The sequence below is a fragment of the Blautia sp. DFI.1.216 genome (assembly GCF_020594215.1).
Taxonomy (GTDB): Bacteria; Bacillota; Clostridia; order Lachnospirales; family Lachnospiraceae; genus Blautia_A; species Blautia_A wexlerae.
Map to the genome: position 1 here is coordinate 40,611 of NZ_JAJDML010000018.1, position 11,962 is coordinate 52,572.

At 43.8% G+C, this 11,962-nt stretch carries 12 protein-coding genes; all 12 read left to right on the forward strand.

What is annotated here, in order from left to right; translation table 11 throughout:
• Positions 1 to 49: 49 nt before the first annotated feature.
• The 12 genes from pfkA to lysS all read left to right on the forward strand — a co-directional run bounded on the left by pfkA (position 50) and on the right by lysS (position 11,757).
• On the forward strand, positions 50 to 1,048 hold the full coding sequence (pfkA, locus tag LJE11_RS08945) for a 6-phosphofructokinase (RefSeq protein WP_020993323.1): 999 nt from the start codon (positions 50 to 52) through the stop codon (positions 1,046 to 1,048).
• 3 nt (positions 1,049 to 1,051) lie between these two features.
• Positions 1,052 to 2,446, forward strand: coding sequence for a TrkH family potassium uptake protein (locus LJE11_RS08950; protein WP_227295875.1), 1,395 nt, complete (start codon positions 1,052 to 1,054; stop codon positions 2,444 to 2,446).
• A gap of 74 nt (positions 2,447 to 2,520) precedes the next feature.
• Positions 2,521 to 3,174: a potassium channel family protein gene (locus LJE11_RS08955; RefSeq protein WP_022380134.1), complete on the forward strand. Its 654-nt coding sequence runs from the start codon at positions 2,521 to 2,523 to the stop codon at positions 3,172 to 3,174.
• Between the two features lie 9 nt (positions 3,175 to 3,183).
• Positions 3,184 to 3,957 carry a TrmH family RNA methyltransferase gene (locus LJE11_RS08960; RefSeq protein ID WP_025579019.1) on the forward strand — a complete coding sequence of 258 codons (774 nt, stop codon included), beginning with the start codon at positions 3,184 to 3,186 and terminating at the stop codon, positions 3,955 to 3,957.
• 20 nt (positions 3,958 to 3,977) lie between these two features.
• Positions 3,978 to 4,412, forward strand: coding sequence for an NfeD family protein (locus LJE11_RS08965; RefSeq protein WP_008707795.1), 435 nt, complete (start codon positions 3,978 to 3,980; stop codon positions 4,410 to 4,412).
• 2 nt (positions 4,413 to 4,414) lie between these two features.
• Positions 4,415 to 5,356 carry an SPFH domain-containing protein gene (locus tag LJE11_RS08970; protein WP_173681193.1) on the forward strand — a complete coding sequence of 314 codons (942 nt, stop codon included), beginning with the start codon at positions 4,415 to 4,417 and terminating at the stop codon, positions 5,354 to 5,356.
• A 36-nt stretch (positions 5,357 to 5,392) separates the two neighbouring features.
• Entirely contained in the window at positions 5,393 to 6,394 is a 1,002-nt protein-coding gene (gene argF, locus LJE11_RS08975) for an ornithine carbamoyltransferase (RefSeq protein WP_008707793.1), read from the forward strand.
• On the forward strand, positions 6,394 to 7,197 hold the full coding sequence (locus LJE11_RS08980; RefSeq protein ID WP_118670091.1) for a biotin--[acetyl-CoA-carboxylase] ligase: 804 nt from the start codon (positions 6,394 to 6,396) through the stop codon (positions 7,195 to 7,197). The genes argF and LJE11_RS08980 overlap by 1 nt, the downstream gene beginning before the upstream one ends.
• A gap of 38 nt (positions 7,198 to 7,235) precedes the next feature.
• A complete protein-coding gene (locus LJE11_RS08985) occupies positions 7,236 to 7,601 on the forward strand; it encodes a DUF6145 family protein (protein ID WP_008707791.1) in 366 nt (121 codons plus the stop codon).
• A 52-nt stretch (positions 7,602 to 7,653) separates the two neighbouring features.
• The gene (dusB, locus tag LJE11_RS08990; protein ID WP_044951790.1) at positions 7,654 to 8,613 is read left to right on the forward strand and encodes a tRNA dihydrouridine synthase DusB; all 960 of its coding nucleotides are present in this window, start codon (positions 7,654 to 7,656) and stop codon (positions 8,611 to 8,613) included.
• A gap of 225 nt (positions 8,614 to 8,838) precedes the next feature.
• Positions 8,839 to 9,321 carry a transcription elongation factor GreA gene (greA, locus tag LJE11_RS08995; protein ID WP_008707789.1) on the forward strand — a complete coding sequence of 161 codons (483 nt, stop codon included), beginning with the start codon at positions 8,839 to 8,841 and terminating at the stop codon, positions 9,319 to 9,321.
• Between the two features lie 399 nt (positions 9,322 to 9,720).
• Positions 9,721 to 11,757 carry a lysine--tRNA ligase gene (gene lysS / locus LJE11_RS09000; RefSeq protein ID WP_008707788.1) on the forward strand — a complete coding sequence of 679 codons (2,037 nt, stop codon included), beginning with the start codon at positions 9,721 to 9,723 and terminating at the stop codon, positions 11,755 to 11,757.
• Positions 11,758 to 11,962 lie beyond the last annotated feature (205 nt).

Sequence of the window (11,962 nt, forward strand, 5' to 3'; positions counted from 1 at the left end):
TATGTGTATAGTAAAAATGAGATAGATTCAGAAGATGGAGGAAGAAAAGATGGCAGAAAACAAGATAAAAACCATTGGTGTCCTTACCAGCGGTGGTGACGCACCTGGAATGAATGCTGCAATTCGTGCAGTTGTCAGAAGAGGTTTAAGCAATGGATTAAATGTAAAAGGTATTCTGAAAGGATACAATGGTCTGTTAAACGAAGAGATTATTGACATGAGCGCAAAAGATGTATCTGATACAATCGAGCGTGGAGGTACAATCCTTTATACAGCACGTTGTGCAGAATTCCGTACAGAAGAAGGCCAGAAACGTGGAGCAGAGATCTGCAGAAAACATGGAATTGACGGACTTGTTGTCATCGGTGGTGACGGATCCTTCGCAGGTGCTCAGAAGCTTGCGAATCTCGGAATCAATACAATCGGTCTTCCCGGAACAATCGACCTTGACATTGCATGTACAGAATATACCATCGGATTTGATACAGCTGTAAACACAGCAATGGAAGCAATTGATAAAGTACGTGATACTTCCACTTCTCATGAGAGATGCAGTATCATCGAGGTTATGGGACGTGGTGCAGGATATATTGCTCTGTGGTGCGGTATTGCCAACGGTGCTGAGGACGTTCTGGTTCCTGAAAAATATGACTATGATGAGCAGAAGCTGATCAATAACATTATCGAGAGTCGTAAGAAAGGCAAAAAGCATCACATCATCATCAATGCAGAAGGTATCGGTCATTCTGAAGCAATGGCAAAACGTATCGAAGCTGCCACAGGTATCGAAACACGTGCTACAATCCTTGGACACATGCAGCGTGGTGGAAGCCCGACATGTAAAGACCGTGTATATGCATCTATGATGGGTGCTCTGGCTGTAGACCTTCTTATTGCAGGCAAGACATGCCGCGTTGTCGGATATCGTCACGGTGAATTCGTAGACTTCGATATCAATGAAGCACTTGCTATGCAGAAAGGTATCTCTGACTATCAGTGGGAAGTATGCCAGTCACTTTCTCATAACTATGATAAAAACAACAAATAACAAATGAATAAAAAGATGCAGTTATATAACAGACTGCATAAATTAAATACTGCTCAGATAATTACCCTCGGTTTTGCGGGGGTGATTATCTTAGGGGGATTACTTCTGTGGCTGCCGTTTTGTACGGCACCCGGATACCACACATCTTTTACAGATGCCATGTTTACCGCAACCACAAGTATATGTGTAACAGGGCTTGTGACAGTTGTTACGGCAACTCACTGGACTCTGGCAGGCAAGCTTATTATTCTTGTCCTGATCCAGATCGGAGGTGTGGGACTGATTTCCCTGGGCAGTATTATTTTTATAAGTCTGAGAAAGAAAATATCGCTGAGGAACCGGCGTGTTATCCAGGAGTCCTATAATATGGACAGAATGGGTGGGATGGTCAGGCTGGTGAAGAAAGTTCTGATCTGTGTGTTTGGAGCAGAAGGAATCGGTGCAGTGTGTTATGCAGTTCGATTTATTCCGCAGTTCGGTCTGGCAAAAGGTCTGGGATACTCTGTTTTTACGGCAGTATCTGCATTCTGTAATGCTGGTATTGATCTGCTGGGAGAGGATAGCCTGGCTCAGTATGTTGCTGATCCAATCGTAAACTTTACAAGTGTAGGACTGATCATTATGTCAGGACTTGGATTTGTGGTCTGGTGGGATATCTGGGATAAGATCAAACGAGTCATCAGAGGGAAACTTCCTGTGGGACGTATATTTAAAAATCTCCGTCTTCATAGTAAGATCGTGTTGATGATGACGCTGATACTTGTTGTGGGCGGTACAGTACTGATCTTTCTGTTTGATCATGGAAATCCGGAAAGTATTGGGACATATTCGCCGGGAACGAAGTGGATGGCATCTTTGTTCCAGTCAGTTACCACAAGAACAGCCGGATTTTTCACTGTAAGCCAGGAGAGATTTTCCAATGCAACTTATATGCTGTGCCTGATATTGATGTTGATCGGCGGTTCCCCTATGGGAACAGCAGGTGGAATTAAGACAACAACAGTTGCGGTCCTTCTGCTGAGTCTGAAATCCAATCTTCAGGGAAAACGGGATGTGGAAGTACACCACAGGAGAATCAGAGACAGCTACATCCGTTCTGCGATCGTAGTGACAGGTATGGTACTTACAGTACTTATTCTCATGAGTATGCTGTTGTGTGCAGCCATGCCGGAAGCACCTATAGAAGATGTTGTTTATGAAATTACATCTGCGGTTGCAACGGTAGGACTTAGCAGAGGGCTGACACCCTGCCTGAATACAGCAGGCAAATGGATCGTGATCCTGACTATGTATCTGGGAAGAATCGGTCCGCTGACTCTGGGAACTGCAGTGACTGTACGTGTACAGAAAATGCCGGCAGATTCACATCTGGCAGAAGAAGATATTATGATTGGATAGTAACGGTTTGGCAGTCAGGCATATATTCGCAGAGGATAACGAATATATGTTCAGAAAGAGAAATGAGGAAGAAAATGAAGAACAAATCTTATGCAGTGATCGGTCTTGGGCAGTTCGGGATGACGGTAGCTCTTACTCTGGCAGAGGCGAACTGCGATGTACTTGCCATTGACGATAAAGATGATAATGTGCAGGATATCGCAGAGAAAGTTTCCTATGCTGTCAAGGCAGATGTGCGTGATCCGGGAATTTTGGAATCGCTTGGAGTTCAGAACGTAGATGTTGCGGTCATCGCAGTAGCCGAGAATATGGAGGCCAGTATTACAGCAACGATGCAGGTGAAAGAACTTGGAGTTCCTTTTGTCATGGCGAAGGCAATGAATTCTCTTCATGGCAGGATACTGGAGAAAATAGGGGCAGATAAGGTGATTTATCCTGAACATTCCATGGGTATCAGAGTTGCAAGAAATCTTCTCTCCAGTGGATTTGTCGATATGTTTGAGCTTTCTTCTGATTTCAGTATGGCAGAATTTAAGATCCCGCGGGAATGGATAGGAAAAACACTTCGGGAGCTGAAGGTCAGGGAAAAGTATAACATCAATCTGATCGGTCTGAAGCATGGCGATAAGATGAATATGAATGTGGCGCCGGATGAAGTGTTTCCGGCAGACTGCACAGTTGTTGCAGCAGGAGCAAACAGTGACCTGAATAAGGTTTCGGAAAATTGAGGATAAGATATGATCACCAGTGTAAATAACGGACAGGTAAAAAATATCATACAGCTGAACCAGAAAACAAAAGCCCGCAGAGAACAAGGGCTTTTTGTTGCAGAAGGAAGAAAAATGTTCGGCGAAGCACCTAGGGATTGGATTTCGAAGGTGTATGTATCAGAAGCTCTCAGCGGTGATGCAGAACTGATGGCTCAGGTGGAGAAACTTCCATATGAAATAGTAACAGATTCTGTTTTTCGACAGATGAGCGATACGCAGACGCCGCAGGGAATTATGACAGTGCTTAAGAAACCTTCCTATATAATGGAAGATATTCTCGGCGGGAAAAATCCGCTGGTTATGATTCTGGAAGATCTGCAGGATCCGGGAAATGCGGGAACTATTCTCCGTACAGGAGAGGGTGCCGGAGTAAGCGGAGTTCTTCTGACAAAGACCTGCGTGGATATCACAAACCCGAAGGTTATACGATCAACCATGGGTTCTGTCTACAGAATGCCTTTCCTATATGTGGAAAGTGTGGTATCATTAGCACAGGAACTGAAAGACAGAAATATCCGCACATTTGCGGCGCATCTGCATGGTAAGAACTCTTATGATCAGGAATCCTACACAGGAGGAACTGCTTTCCTGATCGGCAATGAGGGAAAAGGACTGACAGATGAAGCGGCAGACAGTGCTGATTGTCTGATACGGATTCCTATGTGTGGAAAAGTAGAATCTCTGAATGCTGCCATGGCATCCGGAATTCTCATGTATGAAGCTGCTCGTCAGAGACGATAGCAGACGAAAGGAGGAGTTTCATGCAGCCTTTGATCTGGCTTGGGATTCTTGCGTTATTGCTTGTTGTAGAGGCAATTACGGCAGGACTGACCACCATCTGGTTTGCCGGCGGCGCACTGGTCGCTGCTATTGCATGTTATGCAGGAGCGAACCTCACTGTACAGATATTGCTGTTTCTGTGTGTTTCATTGGTACTTCTCATCTTTACCAGACCACTGGCAATGAAGTATTTCAACAAAGAAACCATACAGACCAATGCAAATAGTCTGATTGGAAAGAAAGCAGTTGTGATTCAGGAGATTGACAATCTGGCGCAGACAGGCCAGGTTCGTATCAATGACATTGAATGGACTGCACGTTCTGCTGATGACGAAAAAATCGGCGAAGGCACCGTTGTAACGATCGAAGAGATCCGAGGTGTGAAACTTATCGTAAAACAGAATAAGGAGGATTAGTTATGGGCGTGGTTTTTCTGATAGTTATTATCGTTATTGCGGTATGGGTCCTTGCATCCTGCGTCCGCATTGTACCACAGGCATATGCAGTAATCCTGGAACGTCTGGGAGCTTATCAGGCAACCTGGAGTACAGGAATTCACTTCAAGGTTCCGTTTATTGAACGAGTAGCCAGAAAGGTAAATCTGAAGGAACAGGTAGTGGATTTTCCACCGCAGCCGGTTATCACAAAGGATAACGTAACCATGCAGATCGATACTGTCGTATTCTTTCAGATCACAGATCCGAAGCTTTATACTTACGGTGTGGAGAATCCGATCATGGCAATCGAGAATCTGTCCGCAACAACCTTAAGAAATATTATCGGTGACATGGAACTGGATGAGACACTTACATCACGTGAGACGATCAATACCAAGATGAGAGCTTCTCTTGATGAAGCTACTGATCCATGGGGAATCAAGGTCAATCGTGTGGAACTGAAGAACATTATTCCTCCGGCAGCTATTCAGGATGCAATGGAGAAACAGATGAAAGCTGAGCGTGAACGTCGTGAAGCAATCCTGATCGCAGAAGGTCAGAAGAAATCTACGATCCTTGTTGCAGAAGGTAAGAAACAATCCGCAATTCTGGATGCAGAAGCTGAGAAACAGGCAGCAATCCTCCGCGCAGAGGCTCAGAAAGAGCGTATGATCAAGGAGGCAGAAGGACAGGCTGAGGCAGTTCTGAAAGTTCAGAATGCCAATGCAGAGGGTATCCGCATGATCAGAGAGGCAGGAGCAGATGAAGCAGTTCTGACACTGAAGAGTCTGGAAGCATTTGCCAAGGCAGCAGACGGTAAGGCAACCAAGATCATTATTCCGTCGGATATTCAGGGAATCGCAGGTCTGGCAAGTTCGCTGAAAGAGATCGTCACTGATCCGAAAGTGGAGACAGACAAATAACAAAAGAGAATAAATGACATCGGGGAGAGAATTATTATGAACTTAAAAGGAAGAAACTTTCTGACACTGAAAGACTTTACACCGGAGGAGATCACATATCTTATTGATTTATCCGCAGAACTTAAAGCAAAGAAGAAAGCCGGCGAGCTTCACGAATATTACAGAGGCAAAAATATTGCACTTATTTTTGAAAAAACAAGTACAAGAACCCGCTGCTCTTTTGAGGTAGCTGCCCATGATCTTGGAATGGGAAGCACATACCTGGATCCGACAGGTTCTCAGATCGGTAAGAAAGAAAGCATTGCAGATACAGCAAGAGTTCTGGGAAGAATGTATGATGGTATCGAATATCGTGGATTTGGTCAGGAAGTCGTAGAAGAGCTTGCAAAACATGCAGGTGTTCCGGTATGGAATGGCCTTACGAACGAATATCATCCGACACAGATGATCGCTGATATGCTGACAATCCGTGAGCATTTCGGAGATTTAAAAGGACGTAAGCTTGTATACATGGGTGATGCCCGCTACAATATGGGTAATTCCCTGATGATTGCCTGCACAAAACTTGGCATGCATTTCGTAGCCTGCACAACTAAGAAATATTTCCCGAATGCAGAGTTAGTTGCTCAGTGCGAGGAATATGCAAAAGCATCCGGCGGAAGCATCACTCTGACAGAGGATGTTCAGGAAGGAACAAAGGATGCAGACGTTATCTATACAGACGTATGGGTATCCATGGGTGAGCCGGATGAGGTATGGACAGAGAGAATCCATGATCTGACACCTTATAAAGTAACAAAGGACGTTATGAAGAACGCAGGAGAGAAAGCAATCTTCCTTCACTGTCTGCCTGCATTCCATGACCTTAAGACAAAGATCGGCAAGGAAATGGGCGAGAGATTCAATCTGACAGACATGGAAGTAACAGACGAAGTATTTGAATCTGAGCAGTCCAAAGTATTTGATGAGGCAGAGAACCGTATGCATACCATCAAAGCTGTTATGGTAGCAACATTAGGAGAGCCGGAGAACAAATAATGGCACATCTGTATAATGAAGAAACAATTTCACAGGCGATAGACACAAAATGGGCGGGCAAAACCGTCCATTTTGCAAAAGAAACAGATTCTACCAATTCATGGATCAAGCGTCTGGCAAAAGATGGTGCAGAGCATGGAACTCTGGCAGTTGCGGAATTTCAGTCTGCGGGAAGAGGGCGTTTTGACAGAAGATGGGAAGCACCGGAGGGCAGCTCTATTATGATGACACTGCTCTTACGTCCGGAATTTTCACCGCAGTATGCGTCTATGCTGACACTGGTTATGGGAATGGCAGTGGCACAGGCAGCAGAGGAACTGGGGTTTAACGTAAGTATTAAATGGCCCAATGATATTGTGATCTCTAAGAAGAAAATCTGTGGTATCCTGACCGAGATGGGAACAAATGGTGTGAAGATCAATTATGTTCTCATCGGAGTAGGAATCAATGTAAACCTGAAAGAATTTCCGGAAGAAATGCAGGACAAAGCGACTTCACTGATTCTGGAGGGCGGTCGTGAATATGACAGAAATCAGGTGATTGCACTGGTGATGAAATATTTCGAGATCAACTATGAGAAATTTATCCAGACCTGTGATTTTACTCATCTGCTGGATGATTACCACAGAATCCTTGCAAATCTGAACCAGCCGGTCAGAGTGATCGATGGTGACAGAAGTTTCGAAGGAATCTGCAGGGGGATTGATGAAAAAGGTGAACTGCTTGTGGAAAGGCAGAATAAAGAAGTTGTGAAAGTCAGCGCAGGAGAGGTTTCGGTGCGTGGACTTTACAGCTATGTATAAAGATTCTGAATAATTTCGAAAGAGGGAAACAGTAATTTATGTATCAGGACAACATTACTCTCTGCGGCGCAAGTGCCTATGAGAAGAAATTTTATTTTAATCAGGATTTCAATGCACTTCCGGATCATGTGAAGAAAGAGCTTCAGATCATGTGTGTTCTTTACACAGAGGATGTAGGAGGAATCCTGACTCTGGAATTTGACGAAAACGGCAGACTTCAGTTTAAAACAGAAGCTCTGGAAGCAGATGCCCGCTACGATGAGATCGGAAGCGGACTGAAGATCAAACAGCTTCAGCAGGACAAGAAAGAACTTCTGGAATCTCTGGAAATGTATTATAAAGTATTCTTTCTCGGAGACATCCCGGAAGAAGAACTGAAGAAAACATCGGGCAGTGAGGACTGAATCCATGCAGACAAGGAATGAGCCGGTACGGGCAAGAGAACCATTCATGGAGATGCAGTGGAAAATAGGAAACGTACAGATTGATAATCCGTTTGTTCTTGCACCAATGGCAGGTGTCACAGACCTGCCATTTCGAACGCTCTGTAAAGAGCAGGGGGCCGGACTGATCTGTATGGAAATGATCAGTGCAAAAGCGATTTCTTTTCACAATAAGAACACCATTGCCCTGATGGAGATTGATCCATGTGAGCACCCGGTTTCCATGCAGCTTTTTGGCAGTGAACCGGATCTTATGGCAGAGGTTGCGAAATCCATTGAGGACAGAGATTTCGATATCCTGGACATCAATATGGGATGCCCTGTGCCGAAGGTTGTCAATAACGGTGAGGGATCTGCATTATTGAAGAACCCGAATCTGATTGAAGAGATCGTTCGAAAAGTATCATCTGCAATCAGTAAACCGTTGACTGTCAAGGTGCGAATCGGATTTGAGAATGAACCGGTAGATATTGTTGAAATCGCGAAACGTATTGAGGATGCGGGAGCAGCAGCACTTGCAGTGCATGGGCGCACCAGACAGCAGTACTATTCCGGCACTGCAGACTGGGATACGATCCGCAGGGTAAAAGAAGCGATTACCATTCCTGTAATTGGAAACGGAGATGTAGATTCTCCGCTGAAAGCAGAAGCACTGGTAAAACAGACCGGATGTGATGCTGTTATGGTGGGACGTGCAGTAAGGGGAAATCCCTGGTTGTTCCGCGAACTGAACCATTATTTCCGGACAGGAGAACTGTTGGAACGTCCGTCTGTAGAGGAAATACGTGAAATGATCCTGCGTCATGCCAGAAAACAGATTGAATTAAAAGGGGAATTCGTAGGAATACGTGAGATGCGTAAACACGTTGCCTGGTATACTGCAGGTATGCGTCACAGCGCAGGGCTCAGAAGAGAGTCAAACACCATAGAAAGTTATGAAGCGCTGGAGGCGCTTTTATCAAGATTAGCATAAAAGTTAAAACCATGTGAAATGAGAAATATAAACAATAGCAAAGGCGCTCGGAATGCTTGACAATCCGGGTGCTTTTTTGTATAATACAGAAATTGTGAATATCCTAGAATAAGTCTGCCCTTTTTCAGGTATGATGTATCAGGAAGCACATAAATCCATGTAGTGATCCGGGGCGAAAAGAAACGCAGAAGACTATACCGGATGTTGAAAGGGAGTAAGGTTATTATGGAAGAAAAGAAAAACTTACTAACTTATGCAGGACTTAAAAAATTAGAAGAAGAGCTGCATGATTTAAAGGTAGTAAAGAGAAAAGAAGTAGCAGAGAAAATTAAGGAAGCCAGAGAACAGGGCGACTTATCTGAGAATGCGGAATACGATGCAGCGAAAGACGAACAGAGAGACATTGAAGCACGTATCGAAGAAATCGAGAAGATCTTAAAGAATGCTGAAGTTGTTGTAGAGGACGAAGTAGATCTGGACAAGATCAGCGTTGGATGTAAGGTTAAAGTACACGATTTTGAATTCGAAGAAGACATCGAGCTGAAGATCGTAGGTTCCACAGAGGCTAACAGCCTTGAAGGCAAAATCTCCAACGAATCTCCCGTAGGAAAAGCACTTATCGGTGCGCATACAGGTGATGTAGTAGAAGTAGAGATGCCGGCAGGAATCATGAAATACAAAGTTCTGGAGATCCAGAGAAACGTATAAGAGACAGATGACTGAGGTGCGCGTAGAGATTTATCATGCAAAGGCATAACGCGCACCTTTCTCTGACTATATAAGCAGATAATAAGAAGACAATAAGAAGTTTGTTATTTCTTATTTTTGTCTGTATATCTGATAAATTGATATTTGAAAATACAGGATTCTGTTGAATGGAATCTTCTGTTACATCTGATATCACATGGAAATGTAGAATAAATGTAACTATTCAGTAGTCTACTATCCCGCGAGGTGTTTTGGCACGTAAGTACCAAAATCCCGAGACATACAAGCCAAAATGCCATCACCGCAGGTGATTTTTAATGCATTTTGGCTCGTAACTGTGAAGGTACTGAACAGTTATGAACAAATAATAATTATACAAGTATATAAGGAGGAACCAAGGTGGCACAGCAGAAGCAGGAACAGGATTTAAACCAGTTACTGAAGGTACGTCGCGATAAACTGGCAGATCTTCAGGCTAATGGAAAAGACCCATTTCAGATCACAAAGTTTAATCAGACTCATCACTCAATGGAAGTGAAGAGTCTTTATGAAGCACATGAGGCAGAACTTCTCAAAGATCGTGCAGAAGTAGATGTAACAGGTCTTGATGAAGAACAGGCAAAGGAAGCTGTTAAGAAAGATTACGAAGAGAGAAGAGAAATCATGGACGCAAGCCCGATCCACGTAGCGATCGCAGGCCGTATGATGTTCAAGAGAGTTATGGGTAAGGCTTCTTTCTGCAATATCCAGGATTTACAGGGAAATATTCAGGTATATGTAGCAAGAGATGCGATCGGAGCAGATTCTTATGCAGATTTTAAGAAATCCGATATCGGTGATATCTTCGGACTGGAAGGTTTTGCATTCAGAACAAGAACAGGTGAGATTTCTATCCATGCAGAAAGCATGACTCTTCTTTCCAAGAGCTTACAGATTCTTCCTGAGAAATTCCATGGACTGACAGATACAGATATGCGTTATCGTCAGAGATATGTAGACCTTATCATGAATCAGGACAGCAAGAACGTATTTATCAAACGTTCCCAGATTCTGAAAGAAATCCGTAACTTCCTTGCAGACCGTGACTTCATGGAAGTGGAAACTCCGATGCTGGTTGCAAATGCAGGCGGTGCTGCAGCAAGACCGTTTGAAACTCATTATAATGCACTGAACGAAGATGTTAAGCTTCGTATTTCTCTTGAGCTTTATCTGAAGAGACTGATCGTTGGTGGTCTTGAGAGAGTTTATGAGATCGGACGTGTATTCCGTAATGAAGGTGTAGATACCCGTCATAATCCGGAGTTTACTCTGATGGAGCTTTATCAGGCATATACAGATTATGAAGGCATGATGGAACTGACTGAGTCTATGTTCCGTTATCTGGCAGAGAAGGTTTGTGGTTCTGCGAAGATTTCCTACAATGGTATCGAGATCGACCTCAGCAAACCTTTTGAACGTCTGACCATGAATGATGCGATCAAGAAATATGCAGGAATTGACTTTGATGAAGTTGCAGATGATGAAGCAGCTAAGAAGCTTGCAGATGAGCATCATATTGAATATGAAGAACGTCATAAGAAGGGTGATATCATCAACCTGTTCTTCGAGGAATACTGTGAAAAAGAACTGATCCAGCCAACCTTTATCATGGATCATCCGATCGAGATTTCTCCGCTGACAAAGAAGAAACCTTCTGACCCGAATAAGGTAGAGCGTTTCGAGCTTTTCATCAATACATGGGAAATGTGTAACGCATATTCCGAGCTCAATGACCCGATTGACCAGAGAGAGCGTTTCAAAGCACAGGATGCTCTTGCTGACGCAGGAGATGAGGAAGCAAACCACACAGATGAAGACTTCCTGAATGCACTGGAGATCGGTATGCCGCCTACAGGTGGTATCGGATACGGAATCGACCGTCTGGTTATGCTGCTTACAGACAGCCAGGCAATCCGTGACGTACTGCTGTTCCCGACAATGAAGTCCCAGGGCGCTGCTAAGAACGAAGCAAACAACGTTGCGCAGGCTAAAACAGTTTCAGAAAAGCCAGTTGAGAAGATTGATTTTTCAAAGGTAGAAATCGAACCATTGTTCAAAGATGAGGTAGATTTTGAGACTTTTAGCAAGTCCGATTTCCGTGCAGTAAAGGTAAAAGAGTGTGTCGCAGTGCCGAAGTCAAAGAAACTTTTACAGTTTACTCTGGATGATGGAACAGGCGTAGAACGTACCATTTTAAGCGGTATTCACGCATTCTACGAACCAGAAGAACTGGTAGGTAAGACACTTATAGCTATCACAAATCTGCCACCTAGAGCAATGATGGGAATTGAATCTTGTGGAATGTTACTTAGTGCAATCCATGAAGAAGAGGGCGAAGAAAAACTTCATCTTCTGATGGTAGATGACCATATTCCGGCTGGTGCAAAATTATATTAATATCAGGACACTTCGCTTTTAGTGAAATACTAAAGGCGGAGTGTTATTTATATTATAGGAAATTACTCTGTAATGTTCCTATAACATAAATAACACTCCGGGCAGGATCGCACTGCGATGGAGAGTAATGATACTGCTTCAGGTATGCCATATATGGCATATATAAGGCACAAAAAGGAATATGTCAATATCCCCCTGCAGGGCT

What these genes read in the sequence shown, in the direction of transcription:
- pfkA (WP_020993323.1), top strand. Translation starts at nt 50, where the DNA reads ATGGCAGAAAACAAGATAAAAACCATTGGTGTCCTTACCAGCGGTGGT.
- LJE11_RS08950 (WP_227295875.1), top strand. Translation starts at nt 1,052, where the DNA reads ATGAATAAAAAGATGCAGTTATATAACAGACTGCATAAATTAAATACT.
- LJE11_RS08955 (WP_022380134.1), top strand. Translation starts at nt 2,521, where the DNA reads ATGAAGAACAAATCTTATGCAGTGATCGGTCTTGGGCAGTTCGGGATG.
- LJE11_RS08960 (WP_025579019.1), top strand. Translation starts at nt 3,184, where the DNA reads ATGATCACCAGTGTAAATAACGGACAGGTAAAAAATATCATACAGCTG.
- LJE11_RS08965 (WP_008707795.1), top strand. Translation starts at nt 3,978, where the DNA reads ATGCAGCCTTTGATCTGGCTTGGGATTCTTGCGTTATTGCTTGTTGTA.
- LJE11_RS08970 (WP_173681193.1), top strand. Translation starts at nt 4,415, where the DNA reads ATGGGCGTGGTTTTTCTGATAGTTATTATCGTTATTGCGGTATGGGTC.
- argF (WP_008707793.1), top strand. Translation starts at nt 5,393, where the DNA reads ATGAACTTAAAAGGAAGAAACTTTCTGACACTGAAAGACTTTACACCG.
- LJE11_RS08980 (WP_118670091.1), top strand. Translation starts at nt 6,394, where the DNA reads ATGGCACATCTGTATAATGAAGAAACAATTTCACAGGCGATAGACACA.
- LJE11_RS08985 (WP_008707791.1), top strand. Translation starts at nt 7,236, where the DNA reads ATGTATCAGGACAACATTACTCTCTGCGGCGCAAGTGCCTATGAGAAG.
- dusB (WP_044951790.1), top strand. Translation starts at nt 7,654, where the DNA reads ATGCAGTGGAAAATAGGAAACGTACAGATTGATAATCCGTTTGTTCTT.
- greA (WP_008707789.1), top strand. Translation starts at nt 8,839, where the DNA reads ATGGAAGAAAAGAAAAACTTACTAACTTATGCAGGACTTAAAAAATTA.